Source organism: Bradyrhizobium sp. SZCCHNS30572 (assembly GCF_032484415.1).
Taxonomy (GTDB): domain Bacteria; phylum Pseudomonadota; class Alphaproteobacteria; order Rhizobiales; family Xanthobacteraceae; genus Bradyrhizobium.
On the sequence record NZ_JAUESY010000002.1, the window covers coordinates 219,118 to 234,564 of the forward strand.

Below are 15,447 nucleotides of genomic sequence, written 5' to 3' on the forward strand. Positions count from 1 at the left end.
AACCTCGATAGAGGCTTGATGGTTAACAAAGTCTCACTTGTCGTCATTGCCGGGCAGGTTCGCTCCAGCATTGTGACGATCTGGCGCAAGCCTACGTGTTGCGAGCAGCATTTGGCGAAGGATGACGATTGTTCGATAGGGCGAGGTTGCAGGCGCTCCGGTTAACCCGTCAGCAACCTTAATGGAGTGTAATTGTACCACGTATGGTAGCGGCGTGGCGTAGGTCTCGCGGGAGTGGATGATGCGGTTGGCGTTCTGGCGTGCCGGCGAGAAGACACAGGTTGACGGAGCCTCCGTCCGACCCGTGACAGGCTCGCCATCGTCGGCGGAGCCGGGCCCGGCCGGCGATCTCGATCTCCGGCTGGTCGGCCGCGCCTTGGCACGAAAGCGTGGCTTCATTCTTTTGCCGACGCTGCTCGCTCTCGTTCTGTCGATCACCGCGGTCAACATGATCACGCCGCGCTACAAGTCCGAAGCGCGGATCCTGATCGACGGACGCGAGAACGTGTTCGTGCGGCCGAACGGGGAGCGTACCGAAGAGCGGACGGCACTCGATGCCGAGGCGGTCACGAGCCAGGTGCAACTGGTCCTGTCGCGAGATCTGGCGCGCGACATTATCGCGAAGAACAGGTTGGGCGAGCTGCCGGAGTTTGATCCCGTCCTGCGCGGCGTGTCGCCGCTGAAGTCGGTCTTGGCGATGGTCGGGCTCGTGAAGGATCCGCTTGCCATGACGCCGGACGAACGCGTCATGGATGCCTATTACGAACGCCTGACCGTCTACGCCGTCGACAAATCGCGCGTCCTCGTCGTCGAGTTCCAGTCGCAGGATCCGGCGCTTGCGGCGAAGGTCGCGAATTCGATCGCGGACGGCTATCTCGTTGTTCAGCAGAACGCTCGGCAGGCGCAGGCGAAGTCGGCCAGCCAGTGGCTGGCCGGGGAGATCCAGGGCCTGCGCAAGAAGGTCGAGGAGGCGGAATCGCGGGTCGAGGAGTTCCGCGCCAAGTCGAATTCGTTCATGGGGACCAACAACACCTCGCTGTCCAACCAGCAGATGGGCGAGGTCAATACCCAGCTCAACAATGCGCGCGCCTTGAAATCGGATGCCGAGACCAAGGCGCGGCTGATCCGTGAGATGCTGCAGAGCGGCCAGCCGATCGAGGCGTCCGAGGTGCTCAATTCGGAGCTGATGCGGCGCTTGTCGGAGCAGCGCGTGAGCCTGCGCGCGCAACTCGCGGAACAGTCGTCGACGCTGCTCGACAATCACCCGCGCATCAAGGAGCTGAAAGCGCAACTGGCTGATCTCGACCGCCAGATCCGCGACGAGGCCGGCAAGATCTCCCGCTCGCTCGACAGCGACGCGCGCATCGCCGACGGGCGGGTGCAGATGCTGAGCCAGAGCCTCGATCAGGCCAAGAAGCAGGCCACCTCCACCAATGGCCTCGATGTCCAGTTGCGGGCGCTGGAGCGGGATGCCAAATCGCAGCGCGACCTGCTGGAATCGTATCTCGCCAAATACCGCGAGGCGAACACCCGTGAGTCGCTCGACACCCCGCCCGCGGATGGACGGATCATCTCGCGGGCGGTGGTGTCCAACACGCCGGCGTATCCGAAGAAGCTGCCGATCGTGCTGATCGCGACATTGGCGACCTTGATGCTGACCTCGGGCGTGGTCATCACCGGCGAGCTGCTGCGCCTCACGGCTCCGCGTGCGGTGGGCCCGGCCGCCCCGGCCATGAGCAGCATGGCCGATGTCATGGTGCTCGCGGCGCGGGTCGAGCCGATGATCGCCCCGCGTACGGTCTCCGCATCGCCGGCCGTTGCACCACCTTCGACGTCGGCGCCGGTTGAGGCCGCGCGTCCGGCTTCGGTACCGCCGCCCCCCACGGCCATGCAGCCAGCCGAGGCGCCGTCGGCCGAGCCGGTCAAGCCTGCGCCGCCACCGCTGACCGAGTTCGAGCAACTCGCCGCCGATCTGCTCGGCGCGGGCGAGGGCGCCCGCAAGGTCACCGTGCTCGGCACGGCCGGCGGCGAGGCCGTCACGTCCACTGCGCTCGCGATCGCCCGCACCATGGCGGCGCAGGCGCGCGTGGTGCTGGTTGACCTCGCCGGCAGCCCGCAACTGCTTGCGGGCGTCTCGGTCGATCCGGCCGCGCCCGGGCTGATCGAGCTGATGCTGGGCGAGGCATCGTTCGCGTCCATCATCACCAAGGACCAGGCCTCGCGGCTGCACATCGTCAATGCCGGCCGTCCCGGCGCCGACCGCAGCCAACTGCAATCGCCGCGGCTCGCGCTCGCGATCGACGCACTGCTGCGCGTCTACGACCACGTCCTGCTCGACGCTGGCAATGCCTCCGACCTGCCGGCCGAGCTGCTGACCGCGGGCGCGCGCGCCGTCGTCGTGCCCGATCCCAAGATGGCTGCCGAGGCGCGCAGCCAGATGAGCGAGCAGCTGCGCGAGGTCGGTTTCGGCGCCGTCACCATGCTGAAGGCACCGGCCGGAGGCGCCAACCGCAACCAGCCGGGGCCGCGCGGCGTCGCCGCCTAATCTTCGGCCCTCTCGTCAGCCTTGGCGGCGCCGCCGCGCGATTGCAGCGCGCCACGCAGCTGTTGTGCCAGACGGAACAGGGCAGGGCTGTGCTTGACGGCATGCTTGGCCCGTCCAACCGCAGCCATCGTCGTCGCGGCGACGCGCCCCCGCGCGGTCAACGACATGAAGCTGTCGAAGATCGGCTCGTCATTCTTGCAGAACATCCGCTTGTAGTCGTCCGATCCGATGCCGAGATCGAGGGCACGAAAATCCTGTTGCGCGTAGTGATCGATGATCGAGCGCATCAGGATCAGTCCGGGACTCCAGCGCGCATTCTCCGACAACGTGTAGGTGTTGAACATCATCGAGAAGCGCGCCCCGTCGGCCACGCCGGCAAACAGTGCGATGATCTCGGCGTCGCAGCGCAGTGCGTGGATATCGATGGCGCGATGCCCGCAGTCGAGCTTTGCCATACAGGCGCTTCGCACGAAGGCCTCGATGCAGGGCTCGGCGAACACGTTCGGCAGCCTCTGCTCGGCCATGCGGATCGGCTTGGTGCGGAAGAACCAGTCGAGCAGTTCGGCGATCTCGGCGTCGCTGCTCGCGACCATGTAGCGGTAGCCGGGCAGCGTCTGCAGCTTCTTTTCCTTGCTCTTCAGCCGCTTTCGGAACGAATTCGACAACAGCGCCGTCGGCGCAGCCCCCGGCGGCATCAACAGCACCGGACAGTCGTTCACCGACGGCTGGTGCGGCCATTGCGCCAGCGGATTGGCGAGATCGCGCCAGCGCTCCGGCTGCTGTGTCAAGGCGAGCAGGTCGACACCGCCGCGATCGCGCAGCCCTGCGAGCAGGACGTCGAGATCGCCGGCGCTGGCGCGCGCGGCGAATTCGCGATCCATCAGCGGCATGTTGAAGGTCGTATGCTTGCCGCCCATGAAGGTGGCGATGCGCACGCCGCAGGCGTGCCGCAACGTCAGCGGCAGCAGCAGCAGCGGGCGTTGCTCGGCATCACGCCCGATAACGATGAACGGCGTCGCATGCTCGCGCGCGCCGACGTCGCGCTGCCATGCGCCGAGCAGATCGAAGCGCTGGTAGGGCGTCGAGACATGTTCGGGGACTTCGAGCGCGCGCCAGACCGGCTCGGCGGCAGCCAGATCGGACACGATCTCCACCCGCGCGAGCCCCGACGGCAGCCGCCGCGCGGGCGCCTGCGCCGTCCGGCTCTCGATCACGGCGGCCATGGTCATCGCGCAGCTCGCGTTGTCGTGGAATTTTGTTGCTTGACGTCCGGAGACCCTCGCAAAGAAGTCTCAACAAAAGGTAATGGCAATGACGTCGTCCCAAATCGGGAATGGCACAAACAAAGACCTGTTCAAATCGGCAGCGGCCACGCGATCTTGACGGCGGACGATCGCTATCATCGGATGGCGGTGATCATGACGCGATCGCGCCACGGTCTGTCCGCATCAGGTGGGCGCGGACGGTCTGGTTTCAAGTGGGATTCGGGGAAGGGGCGCGGGAATTGTCGTCGGACAACAGGTGGCTGCGCAGCGCCCGGCTCGAGCTGGCCTATTTCAGCGGTGGCACGCTGCTCGCGTCGCGCGCCACGGGCGGCGCGGGCGCCGTGCTGCGGTTCGAGCGCGTGCGCCCGCGGCGCAAGGGCGCGTTCCAGCCGCTGAAATGCGTGGAGATCACCCCCGTTTTCCTCGACAAGGTGATCCGGGCGCTGAAGCGCTGGGGCTATGACATCGTCTCGCTCGACGAGGCCTGCGACCGCGCCGTGCGCCTTCCCCAAAGCAGCCGCTTCGCCTGCCTGAGCTTCGACGGCGCCGCGAAGGACCTGATCACGCACGCCTATCCGGTGCTAGCGCGCCACGGCGTGCCGTTCACCGTTTACGTGCCCTCGGCCTTCCCCGATGGGCTCGGCGAAGCCTGGTGGCTGGCGCTGGAGGCCGTGATCGCGCGCGAGGCCCGCATCAGCCTTGTGATCGATCATCGTGAGCAGCGCTTCAACGTGGTCACGCCGGCCGAAAAATATGAGCTGTTCGCGTATCTTTCGGCGTGGCTGCGCAAGCTGCCACCGGCCGAGCTGTCGATCGCGATCCGCGACCTCTGCTCGCGCCATTCGGTCGATCTCGCCGTCCTGAGCCGCGAAGCCTCGATGGACTGGGCCGATATCGCCCGTCTCGCCGCCGACCCCAACGTCACGATCGGCAGTGCCACCGTGCACTATCCCGTGCTCGCCAATCTCCGGGATGCCGACGCCCAGCGCGAGATCACGATGGGCAAGGCGGTGCTGGAGACGGCGCTGCGCCGCCCGGTCCGGCACATGGCGTATCCGTTCGGCGACCGCTATTCGTTCCGCCGCAGCGACGTCGTGCTCGCCGAGCAGGCGGGCTTCGTCAGCGCGGCCTCGACGATGCCAGGCGTCGTGCAGAGCGAGGGCCGCACGCATCTGCACATGATGCCGCGGATCGCCTGGGACGGCCGCTCGCGCTCGCTGCGCGCCTTGAAGGTGCTGATGGCCGGCATCACCCTGCCGCGGGAAAAATCCGCGCCGCCGCCCCAGCTCGATCTCGGCTGATCAGCCCTGCTGCCGCTCCGGATCCGGGCGCAGCATCCAGCTCACGATCGGCATCGCCGGCAGCACCCAGCCCATGCCGACGACGACGTAATACACCGCCTGCAGCCAGCCGGAATTGGCGATCAGGGGGAATTGCGCCATCACCATGCCCATCATCGACCAGGCGAAAGCGAGCAGGAGCAGCGCGACGGCGCCGATCAGTTTGCGGGTGCGGATCGTCATGACGGGATTGTCAGCCTCGGCTGGGGGCGGCGCGGCTTGCGCGCGATTTCCCCGGGATTATAAGGGCCTGTCAGCCCCGGTTCAATCGAGCGTTCAACGTCCATGACCACGGTTCCCCGCACACGAGATCTCGCCGCGATCCGCATCTGGCTGCTCGCCGTCGCCGGCCTGATCGCGCTGATGGTGCTGGTCGGCGGCGCCACGCGGCTGACCGAATCCGGGCTCTCGATCGTGGAATGGAAGCCGGTCACCGGCACCCTGCCGCCGCTGTCCGCGCAGGCCTGGACCGACGCCTTCGAGGCCTACAAGACCATTCCGCAGTATCGGCAGATGAACGCCGGCATGACCCTGCACGAATTCAAGACGATCTTCTGGTGGGAGTGGAGCCACCGGCTGCTCGGCCGGGTCATCGGCATGGTCTACCTGCTGCCCTTCCTGTGGTTCCTGTGGCGCGGCGCCGTCTCCGGGCCGCTCGGCCGCAGGCTGTGGCTGATCTTCGGCCTCGGCGCGCTGCAGGGCGCGGTCGGCTGGTGGATGGTGGCCTCCGGCCTCACGGAGCGCACCGAGGTGGCGCCGGTCCGTCTCGCGACGCACCTCTCGCTGGCGCTGTTGATCTATGCGTCGATCGTCTGGACGCTGCGGCGGCTCGCGCCGCGCGAGGAGGCCGAGGTGCCGGCGCGGCTGCGGCTGACGGCCTGGGTGCTGGTCGGCGTCACCTTCGTGCAGCTCTATCTCGGCGCGCTGGTGGCAGGCCTGCGCGCCGGCCTCGTCTACAACACCTGGCCGGAGATCGACGGCGGCCTGATCCCGAAGGCGGCCAATCTGTGGATCCATTCGCCGTGGTGGATCAATCTGTTCGAGAACGACCTGACGGTGCAGTTCATGCATCGCATGACCGCCTACACGCTGCTGGCATTGGCAGCCTGGCACGCCTTCGACGTGATGCGTGCCGGCGTCGGCCGCGACGTGGTGCGCGGCGCGCACCGGCTGCTCGCCGCGATCCTGGTGCAGGCCGTGCTTGGGATCTTGACCCTGCTGGCGCTGGTTCCGATCTCGCTCGCGCTGCTGCATCAGGGCACGGCCATCATCGTGCTGACGTTCGCCGTGCTGCAGGCCGAGCGCCTGTCGCCGCGACGTGTCGCTGTTGTCGCCGTGCCGCGGACGGCCGTGGCGGCCGGGCAGGCGGGGTAGGGCGTTCTCGCGCTCGCTGTTGCAGCGACCTCCGCCGTCATTCCGGGGCGCCCGCAGGGCGAGCCCGGAATCCATTGAGCCGCGAGACACGCTGGAAAATGGATTCCGGGCTCGTGCTGCGCACGCCCCGGAATGACGGTGGAGAGACATTCGCGCAAGCCAACAAGCGTGACTACGCACGCTGCGCAATGATGTGAAGACAAACATCCTCTTCCTCGCGCGCCATCACGCCGAGTTCTGCCGGTCGTTTCACCCTCGAAACACGCGAGGGCGCAGGGAAGGCCGGATGCCTGGCCGGCACCCATGGCCCGCGTGCAAAGAAAAGAGCACGCGGCGGTCACCACAGGTACGGCCTGATACATCCGGCCTTCCCCGCGCGATGGTTTTAACGCTTATACGCGATCTCCCCGGGGACCGGGCTCTCTTGCCCCCGTCATCTCGCGCGATGCGTTGAGCACCGACACGAGACTTAGCGCCAGCGTCGGGGCGCCAGGACCACGCGACTTCGCCGTCCGTGACGGATCGCTCGTCCGCGCGAACTTTCGTCCGCGCACGGCCCGCCACGTCCACCGCATTCCTGCCCTACGCAACTGGACGATCCGGAAGCGCCCCTCGGCTGGACAGGAACAAAAAGAGAACATAAGCTGATTTGCGTCGTTTGGCAAGCGTGGCGTGTCGCGGACATCACCGGGTGGGGCGGACCATGCAATTCGAGTTCGATTGGGATCCGGCCAAGGCAGAGAGCAATCTGCGCAAGCATGGCGTTGCGTTTGAGCGGGCGATGAGCATCTTCGGCGATCCGTTGGCGCTCTCGCGTCTCGATGACGGATCTGGCGCAGGCGAGGAACGATGGGTTACGATGGGACGCAATATTGCTCACGAGCTACTGCTGGTCGTGCATGCGTACACGGAGCTATCGGCAGACCGCGCAGCGATCCGCATCATTTCTGTCCGTCGCCCGACCCGGCGCGAAATCCGCTCCTACGAGAATGGGTGATCCGATGAAGGATGAATACGATTTCTCGAACGCCGAACGCGGCAAGTTCTTTCGCAAGGGCGCGCGAATGCTGCCTCCGGTGCATCTCGAGCCTGATGTGCTCGATCACCTGACCGGGCTGGCCAGCGCGCGGGGCGTATCGTTGACCGAATTGGTCAACACGCTTCTCAAGGAGGATATTGAGCGGATGGAGGCTGCGAAATAGCTCTTTGGGAGTTTATGCGAGCACCTCATGATGCCTTCGCGACCAGACTTCCGCGACACGGTTCGGGCGCGCGCGGACCGCGATCCGGCGTTTCGCGAGGCGTTGTTCCAGGAAGCCGTGAGTGCGCTGCCGCGCGGAGAGGTCGATGACTGCCGCGCCGGCCTGCGTGCGTATATCAACGCAACGATCGGCTTCGAGGCACCGAGCAAGGCGCTTGGCCGGCCGTCGAAGAGCCCGATGCGCATGTTAGGGCCATCCGGCAATCCCACGGCCGAGAACCTGCTTGGCGTGATCGGCGTGTTGCGGGCAGAGACAGGCGTGCAGTTCGACGTGCGCGTCGTGGCCGCGGAGTGAGTTACTGGCGCGCGCGGATCAACAAGATCACAGCTGCTCTCAACCAATGAAGAACGAATACGACTTCTCGAACGCCGCCGCTGATCTTGGCAATAGCCGAGGGCCGTCCGTCGCAGGCGACCGCGGCGGATGAGGCTGTCTCCGCCGTTGCCGTTGGCACGGATACCGCGGGCTTCAATCGGGCGCATACGCGTCCGGGTCGGGACTGCTGCTGGGCGACTTGAACGCCGCGCGTAAAGCGGCGGGCATCTGGTAGTTGAAGTTGATCCCGGTGGGCGGCACGGGTGACTCGAACCATTTCTTGTAGAGCACGTCGATGGCGGGGCTCTGATAGAGCTCGGCCGTGACGCGATCGGCGATGGCCTTGAACGGCGCATCGTCCTTGCGCAGCATGATGCCGAAAGGTTCGGGCTTGGAGAATGCGTCGGCGCTGATCATGTACGCCGCCGGGTCCTTCGACCGCGCGATGGCGACCGCGAGCTGGACGTCATCGAGCACATAGGCCTGAGCCCGGTCGGTCTCCAGCATCAGGAACGCTTCGGCCTGGTCCTTGGCAGGAACGATGTTGATGCCGAGCTTGCGTTCGACATTGACCTTGTTCAGCTGGGCGATGTTGGTCGATCCGGCGATCGCGACGGCCGTCTTTCCCCTGAGGTCGTCGATCGTCTGGAGCGAGAGCGATTTCTTGGCCGCATAGCGTGTGGCGCTGAGAAAGTGCGTATTGGCAAAGGTCACGAGTTTCTGGCGCTCGGTGTTGTTGGTGGTGGAGGCGCACAAGAGGTCGATCGTGCCGTTCGTCATCAGTGGTATGCGATTGGAGGACGTCACCGGAACGGTTTCGATCGTGAGGTTAGGAAGCCCCAGCTCCTTCTTGACCGCATCCGCGATCCGGGCGCAGATGTCGAGCGCGTAGCCCACCGGCTTCTGGTTGCCGTCGAGATAGCTGAACGGCACCGACGATTCCTGGAAGCCGATCGAGATCCTGTTCGTCTCCTTGACCTTCTGGAGCGTGCCCGTCAGTTCCTCGGCGCCGGCGGCGTTTGCAGCGAGCGCTGCCGTCAGCAGAAGTCCCCAAATGCGCATCAAGCCTCTCCTCGCAGCAACCCTCTTCGCGCGTGCAGCGTTGCCCGCGCAGCGGTGATGCAGCCTCGCTGCGTCCGGCCTGGATGAAAAGGGATAAAACCGCCTTATTTCTCATTCCTGGAAGTGATGGATCGCCGCGCCGGGCGTCGTCGCCGGGTTCACCTGCCCGGTCTAACCTTCGAGTTGACGGCCGAAATCGCAGGTCTGGCGCGCCAGCTCCGCTACGGCGGCCGCGAAGGCCGAGGGTCTGTCGTTGCGATACATGGCCGCATAGGGCACGGCCGGCAGCGTCGGCTTGACGGGCAGGATGACCAGCTTCTTCTGCTCGAAGAGAGGACGAAAACAGCGTTGCGGAAGATAGCTGATGCCGAGGCCGGCCACGGCGAGCCCGACCAGCGCGGTCAGATTGTCGACCGAGATGGCGCGCTTGAACGAGACGCCGTTGGCCGCGAGCCATTTGTTGACGAAGAGGCCGGAGCCCGAGCGACGGCCCTGCATCAGAATCGTATGATGACCAAGCTCGTCGAAATCGAGGCTCCGGCGCGCTCTGACCAGGCCGGGGCGCGCCGTCCACACGTTCTGCACTTCGGCAAGCCGCACCGACGTCACCTCCGGGTCGGAGAAGACGTCCGGGATGACGACGAGATCGAGGCTGCCCTCGATCAGCCGATCGTAGAGGCTTCGGGAGGTTTCGACTTCAGGCTCGATCATCACCGCCGGATGGGCTTCGCGAATCGCCGAAACCAGACGCGGCAGCCATGTCAGCGCTGACAGCTCCGTCGCCCCAAGCCGCAGGCGGCGGGCCGGTGACTGCCGGCCGTCCTTCAACTCCAGGATCTGGTCCTGCAACGCCAACATCTGTCGGCCAAGAGCAAGAATCTGTTCGCCACGTTCGGTCAGGCGAGCCCCGCGCTGGCTGCGATCAAACAGCGGAACGCGCGCGGAGGCCTCGAGCTCCTGGATGCGCTTCGAGATCGCCGATTGCGTCGTGTTCAGCTTGGCTGCGGCGCGTTCGAACGTGCCGAGCTCCGCGATCCAGTTCAAAGCTTCCAGCTGCTTCAGGGTGACCATGTTCGCATTCAAAAAAGAGATGGATCGATATCTCCATTTATCGGTTTTCTGAATTCAAGGCGAGTCCTACACCGCCGAGGCGGCGCGCCATCGAGCGACGCTCTGGACTGTGCAAGACGGGGAGCGAGAATGGGTGAGGGACAAGCGCAGCCTGGTGCGCCGATCGATGCGGCGGTCGTCGCCGCGTTCAAGAGCGTTTCCACGGCCGTGATCAGTGACAACCTTCAGCGGCTGCCTGGTGCAGCCAGTCTACGGCCATTCTATACGGGCTCGCCGATGGCCGGGATCGCGCTGACCGTGAATACGGCGCCGGGGGACAATCTCTTCATTCATCGCGCGCTCGATCTCATCACGCCTGGCGACGTCCTCGTCGTCAATGGCGGCGGCAACGAGACGCGGGCATTGGTCGGCGAGATCATCGCCGCCATCGCGAGGGAACGCGGCGCGGCCGGGATCGTCGTCGACGGTGCGATCAGGGACTCCGGCGTGCTGATGAAGTCCGACTTCCCCGTGTTCGCGCGTGCGGTCAATCACCGCGGCCCCTACAAGAACGGTCCCGGCGAGATCAACGTGCCGGTGTCGATCGGCGGCATGATCGTCACGCCAGGCGATATCGTGGTTGCCGACGCCGACGGAGTGGTCGCTTTCGCGCCGGCGATCGCACCCGAACTGCTCGCCTCCGCCCGCGCGCAGGAGCAGCGTGAAGCCGAAATCCTGGCGAGCATCCGCGCAGGGCGCTATGGCGGTGCCTACGCAAAATAGGCGTCTATTGCGGTCATCCGTACGAGCCTTGGCGGTATGCGGGACCTCGTCCTCGTCGTCCCGGATGTCGCTTCGCCCATCCGGGCTACTTGCATGCCAACGGCACCCCGCTCAGCAATACCCATACACGCCACACGCGTAGGGCAGGCGGAACATGTAGTTGGTATAGCCTTCGCCGCCGTAATAGGGGCCCTGGTAGTCGTAGGAGAAGGCGCGGCCGTAATAGCCGGGCAGCTCCTGGCGGCCGAACAGCAGCGGCGTCGAGGGCCACATCGGGGAGATCAGCGAGTCCTGGTCCCTGACGACGACGACCGTCGGCGGCGGCGCTCTCACGGCGCGGCGGGCCTTGGTGTGCACGATCTTGTCGTGGACGGCCGGCAGGTCGGCTGCGAGCACGACGCCGTTCGCCGCGATGGCCGCCAGCAGCATCATGATCACCAACGTTCGCATCCTGCTCTCCTCGACTTCTGTTCGGGTGGTATCGGCGCTTCGCGATACATCCACCGCTGCTTTCACGCGGGTCCGGAAGGCGATTCCACGGGTGGCAGGATGAGCCGGGTATGGTTAACGAAATCCTTCCGGCATCCGACGGTTGGCTGCAATCATCCGTAGAAGGACGGGCATTTTCAGCTTTTGTTAAGTTCTGCGGGTGCAAGCTTACTGCCGCCGGCGATTTTGAAGGTCGGCCGAATGCAGCCCGGCCGCTGCGTCCGGGCGCGAAAATCTCTGCTGCATTTCATCAGAGTCTCAGACCAGAAGGTTTCGAGCATGTCGGTGATCATGTTTTCGGCGTCGGCGCGCCAAAATCTCCAATCACGGACCGGCTTAGTCAACGCTGAACTCGCTGCCATCGACGAGCGCGCCGCCGGCCTGCAGGCGCTGTCGGCGAGCCGGCTGATCGCGGCCTCCGCGCTGCCTCTGGCCGGCCAGATGCACGCGCGCCTGTTGCAGCTGATGAGATGATCACCTGGAGTTAACGAGGGCGCGGTCCGAGAAGCCGGCAACGGCCCGGCCGTGGGACGAAGGAGAGCGCGGAAGCCCAAGGGGGCCGCCCGCGCTCTCTTTGTTTTCGGGGCCGCTTGCTGCCTCAGCTGTCAGTTGTTCGTCATGCGCGGGCTTTTCCCGCCTGCGGGGCCGAAGCCCCTTCGGCGCGGCGACGGCCCGCGCATCCACGTCGTCATTGCCGGGGCAAAGACATGAATGGCCGGGACAAGCCCGGCCATGACGTGGCGAGAGATGCGCTCGTCATGCCGCATGTCGACGCGCGGCGCGATCCGTGGAGCGAAACGCGCCTTACGCGCTCAGCGCCTGCTCGAGGTCGGCGATCAGGTCTTCCTTGTCCTCGATGCCGACGGAGATGCGGACGATGTCGGGGCCGGCGCCGGCCTTGATCTTCGCGGCGTCGTCGAGCTGGCTGTGCGTGGTCGAGGCCGGGTGGATCACCAGCGAGCGGGTGTCGCCGACATTGGCGAGATGCGAGAACAGCTTCAGGTTCGACACCAGCTTGACGCCGGCGTCGTAGCCGCCCTTGAGCGAGAAGGTGAACACGGCGCCGGCGCCCTTCGGGCAGTATTTGCGGGCGAGCGTGTAATACTTGTCCTCGGGCAGGCCGGCGTAGTTCACCGAGGCCACGCCGGGATGCTTGCTGAGATATTCGGCGATCGCCTTGGCATTGTCGCAGTGCTTCTGCATGCGCAGCGGCAGGGTCTCGATGCCGGTCAGGATCATGAAGGCGTTGAATGGCGACAACGCCGGTCCGAGATCACGCAGGCCCAGCACGCGGCAGGCGATCGCGAAGGCGAAATTGCCGAACGTCTCGTGCAGCCGGATGCCGTGATATTCCGGTCGCGGCTGCGTCAGCATCGGATATTTATCGCCACTGCCGGCCCAGTCGAAGGTGCCGGCATCGACGATGACGCCGCCGATCGAGTTGCCGTGGCCGCCCAAGAACTTGGTCAGCGAGTGCAGCACGATGTCGGCGCCGTGATCGATCGGGCGGATCAGGTAGGGCGAAGCCAAGGTGTTGTCGACGATCAGCGGCACGCCCGCCTTGCGCGCCACCTGCGCGACCGCCTCGATGTCGGTGATGGTGCCGCCGGGATTGGCGATCGACTCGATGAATACAGCCTTGGTGCGTGGGCTCACCGCCGCCTCGAAGCTCGCGACGTCATCGGTGTCGGCCCACACCACGTTCCAGCCAAAGCTCTTGAACGAATGCGTGAACTGGTTGATCGAGCCGCCATAGAGTTTTCGCGCGGCGATGAACTCGTCGCCGGGGGACAGCAACTGCTGCAGCGCCACGACCTGCGCGGCATGGCCTGAGGCAACGGCAAGCGCGGCGGTGCCGCCCTCGAGCGCGGCGACGCGCTCCTCCAGCACGGCGTTGGTCGGGTTGCCGATGCGGGTGTAGATGTTGCCGAATGCCTGCAGCCCGAACAGCGAGGCGGCGTGGTCGGCATCGTTGAACACGAACGACGTGGTCTGGTAGATCGGCGTCGCCCGCGCGCCGGTGGTCGGGTCGGGCTGGGCGCCGGCGTGAATGGCAAGGGTGGCAAATCCCGGGGGACGTTCGGTCATGGTGTTTCCTCTTGGCTTGATCCGTTGCGCGCCGGCGCCGGCTGGCGCAGGGATCGATGATGGGAGACGGTGTCGATAGCGCGCATCGTGCGCCTCCGCGTCATCCCGGCGGAGGACATTTGCCAGCGGCCAGGATGGCGTCAAGGCTGCCGGCGCCGATCGCTCCGATTTGAAATGCGCTGCTGTGTCGCGCCGTCGTCGCGACACGTTCCTTTCGCAGATGCGTCAGGCGGGATCGCTTCTGTCCTTCGCGGCGCGGTCGGCCGCGGCCGTCGTGCCGCCGCCGACGCTGGTACGGTTCAGCGACAGCCGCATGCCTTGCGTCGGGATCGGCGCGCGCTTGGCGCTGATGGTGCGCGAGTTGACGCCCATCCAGGAGATCTCCGACGACAGCCGGCCATATTCGATCTTGGGGCAGCGGTTCATCACGACCTTCAGTCCAGCGGCCTCGGCCTTTTCGGCCGCCGCATCGTCACGCGCGCCGAGCTGCATCCAGATCACCTTCGGCAAAGGTGAGAGCTTCAGCGCCTCGTCGACGACGGGCATGATGTGCTGCGAGCTCCGGAAGATGTCGACCATGTCGAGCGGGCGGCCAATGTCGGCGAGCGAGGCGACGAAGGGGCGGCCCATCAGGCTCTTGCCGACATGGCCGGGGTTCACCGGGATCATGTCGTAGCCGCGCTGCACCAGATATTTGAAGGCGAAGAAGCTCGGCCGGATCTCCGACGGCGAGGCGCCGACCATCGCGATCACCTTCACGCCGTTGAGAATGCCGCGGATGTAGTCGTCGGGATAGGTGTCGTGATTCATGAGCGGTGCAATCTGTTAGTTGCTGTCATTCCGGGGCGTGCGCAGCACGAGCCCGGAATCCATACTCCCGATCGTGGTTATGGATTCCGGGCTCGCCCTCCGGGCGCCCCGGAATGACGAGCCAGTTTCAGTTTCTGTCATTGCGAGGAGCACTTGCGACGAAGCAATCCAGGGGCTCGAGCGGGACTCTGGATTGCTTCGCTGCGCTCGCAATGACGAAGGAGAGAGCAGGGCGAGCTTCACTCGTCCCGCCAATTCGGCGTCCGCTTCTCGATGAAGGCGCCGATGCCTTCCTCGGCGTCGCGGGCGAGCATGTTCTGCGTCATCACCTCTGCCGCATAGCGATAGGCGTCGGCAAGGCTCATCTCGGCCTGGCGGTAGAATGCCTCCTTGCCGAGCTTGATCGTATAGGCCGATTTGCGCGCCACTTGTTGTGCCAGCGCAATCGCGGTGTCGCGTTCCGTGCCGGCCGTGACCACGCGGTTGACGAGGCCCAATTCGCGGGCGCGGACAGCGGGAACCGGCTCGCCGGTCAGCAGCATCTCCATCGCCTGCTTGCGGGGTACGTTGCGCGACAGCGCCACCATCGGCGTCGAGCAGAACAGGCCGATGTCGACGCCGGGCGTGGCGAACGAGGCGCGCTCGGAGGCGACGGCGAGATCGCAGCTCGCGACCAGTTGACAGCCGGCGGCGGTGGCGATGCCCTGCACGGACGCGACAACCGGCTTGGGCAGATGCACGATCGCCTGCATCATCGCGCTGCAGGCGTTCATCAGCCGGGCGAAGAAGGCGCGGCCGCGGTCGGCCTCGCTGCGATGCGCGGTGAGTTCCTTGAGGTCATGGCCGGCGCAGAACGCAGGGCCATTCGCTGCGATCACCACGGCGCGCACGGCCTTGTCGGCGCCGATCTCGGCCAGGGCCCGATGCAGCTCTGCGATCAGCGGCTCCGACAGGCTGTTGCGCTGTGCCGGGCGGTTGAGCGTGAGCACGGCGACGGGGCCCGCCATCTCGCGCAACAGAATCGGCGTATCGGCGGCGTCGGCGAGGGCAGGGACGGACATTGC

The 15,447-nt window shown here is 65.8% G+C and carries 16 protein-coding genes; 8 read left to right on the top strand and 8 right to left on the bottom strand.

The genetic code is table 11. The annotated features are described in order from the left end of the window. Window positions 1-241: 241 nt before the first annotated feature. Window positions 242-2,545: a lipopolysaccharide biosynthesis protein gene (locus QX048_RS05980; RefSeq protein ID WP_315827189.1), complete on the top strand. Its 2,304-nt coding sequence runs from the start codon at window positions 242-244 to the stop codon at window positions 2,543-2,545. Here QX048_RS05980 and QX048_RS05985 read toward each other — a convergent pair. Further along, window positions 2,542-3,774, bottom strand: a complete 1,233-nt coding sequence (locus QX048_RS05985; protein WP_315755017.1) for a GNAT family N-acetyltransferase — start codon at window positions 3,772-3,774, stop codon at window positions 2,542-2,544. The two genes, QX048_RS05980 and QX048_RS05985, sit on opposite strands and share 4 nt — an antisense overlap. Window positions 3,775-4,049: 275 nt before the next feature. Here QX048_RS05985 and QX048_RS05990 point away from each other — a divergent pair, with 275 nt between their 5' ends. Continuing rightward, a complete protein-coding gene (locus QX048_RS05990; protein ID WP_315827188.1) occupies window positions 4,050-5,111 on the top strand; it encodes a polysaccharide deacetylase family protein in 1,062 nt (353 codons plus the stop codon). Here QX048_RS05990 and QX048_RS05995 read toward each other — a convergent pair whose 3' ends face one another. After that, window positions 5,112-5,333, bottom strand: a complete 222-nt coding sequence (locus tag QX048_RS05995) for a DUF2842 domain-containing protein (protein ID WP_315711497.1) — start codon at window positions 5,331-5,333, stop codon at window positions 5,112-5,114. It lies immediately after the preceding gene. 102 nt (window positions 5,334-5,435) lie between these two features. Here QX048_RS05995 and QX048_RS06000 point away from each other — a divergent pair, with 102 nt between their 5' ends. From QX048_RS06000 to QX048_RS06015, 4 genes are all read left to right on the top strand, one after another. Further along, window positions 5,436-6,524 (top strand): COX15/CtaA family protein, encoded by a 1,089-nt coding sequence (locus QX048_RS06000; RefSeq protein ID WP_315827187.1) that lies wholly within the window; start codon window positions 5,436-5,438, stop codon window positions 6,522-6,524. Window positions 6,525-7,227: 703 nt separating this feature from the next. Continuing rightward, window positions 7,228-7,521 carry a BrnT family toxin gene (locus QX048_RS06005; protein WP_315827186.1) on the top strand — a complete coding sequence of 98 codons (294 nt, stop codon included), beginning with the start codon at window positions 7,228-7,230 and terminating at the stop codon, window positions 7,519-7,521. Window positions 7,522-7,525: 4 nt separating this feature from the next. Beyond that, entirely contained in the window at window positions 7,526-7,726 is a 201-nt protein-coding gene (locus tag QX048_RS06010) for a hypothetical protein (RefSeq protein ID WP_315827185.1), read from the top strand. A 30-nt stretch (window positions 7,727-7,756) separates the two neighbouring features. Further along, on the top strand, window positions 7,757-8,080 hold the full coding sequence (locus QX048_RS06015) for a transcriptional regulator (protein WP_315827296.1): 324 nt from the start codon (window positions 7,757-7,759) through the stop codon (window positions 8,078-8,080). 174 nt (window positions 8,081-8,254) lie between these two features. Here the strand turns inward: QX048_RS06015 and QX048_RS06020 are convergent, their stop codons facing one another. Next, window positions 8,255-9,163: an amino acid ABC transporter substrate-binding protein gene (locus QX048_RS06020; protein WP_315827184.1), complete on the bottom strand. Its 909-nt coding sequence runs from the start codon at window positions 9,161-9,163 to the stop codon at window positions 8,255-8,257. A gap of 171 nt (window positions 9,164-9,334) precedes the next feature. Then, window positions 9,335-10,234 (bottom strand): LysR family transcriptional regulator, encoded by a 900-nt coding sequence (locus tag QX048_RS06025; RefSeq protein WP_315711504.1) that lies wholly within the window; start codon window positions 10,232-10,234, stop codon window positions 9,335-9,337. Between the two features lie 129 nt (window positions 10,235-10,363). Here QX048_RS06025 and QX048_RS06030 point away from each other — a divergent pair, with 129 nt between their 5' ends. After that, window positions 10,364-10,996 carry an RraA family protein gene (locus tag QX048_RS06030; protein WP_315711505.1) on the top strand — a complete coding sequence of 211 codons (633 nt, stop codon included), beginning with the start codon at window positions 10,364-10,366 and terminating at the stop codon, window positions 10,994-10,996. A gap of 111 nt (window positions 10,997-11,107) precedes the next feature. Here the strand turns inward: QX048_RS06030 and QX048_RS06035 are convergent, their stop codons facing one another. Further along, window positions 11,108-11,446 carry a hypothetical protein gene (locus QX048_RS06035; RefSeq protein WP_315750861.1) on the bottom strand — a complete coding sequence of 113 codons (339 nt, stop codon included), beginning with the start codon at window positions 11,444-11,446 and terminating at the stop codon, window positions 11,108-11,110. Between the two features lie 318 nt (window positions 11,447-11,764). Between QX048_RS06035 and QX048_RS06040 the strand changes: the two genes are divergently transcribed. Then, the gene (locus tag QX048_RS06040; RefSeq protein ID WP_315827183.1) at window positions 11,765-11,959 is read left to right on the top strand and encodes a hypothetical protein; all 195 of its coding nucleotides are present in this window, start codon (window positions 11,765-11,767) and stop codon (window positions 11,957-11,959) included. Window positions 11,960-12,289: 330 nt separating this feature from the next. Here the strand turns inward: QX048_RS06040 and QX048_RS06045 are convergent, their stop codons facing one another. The 3 genes from QX048_RS06045 to QX048_RS06055 all read right to left on the bottom strand — a co-directional run bounded on the left by QX048_RS06045 (window position 12,290) and on the right by QX048_RS06055 (window position 15,444). Further along, window positions 12,290-13,573 carry an O-acetylhomoserine aminocarboxypropyltransferase gene (locus tag QX048_RS06045; RefSeq protein WP_316200383.1) on the bottom strand — a complete coding sequence of 428 codons (1,284 nt, stop codon included), beginning with the start codon at window positions 13,571-13,573 and terminating at the stop codon, window positions 12,290-12,292. A gap of 225 nt (window positions 13,574-13,798) precedes the next feature. Beyond that, entirely contained in the window at window positions 13,799-14,383 is a 585-nt protein-coding gene (locus QX048_RS06050) for a CoA-binding protein (RefSeq protein WP_315711509.1), read from the bottom strand. A gap of 239 nt (window positions 14,384-14,622) precedes the next feature. Then, window positions 14,623-15,444 (bottom strand): enoyl-CoA hydratase, encoded by an 822-nt coding sequence (locus tag QX048_RS06055; protein ID WP_315750868.1) that lies wholly within the window; start codon window positions 15,442-15,444, stop codon window positions 14,623-14,625. Window positions 15,445-15,447: the final 3 nt, after the last annotated feature.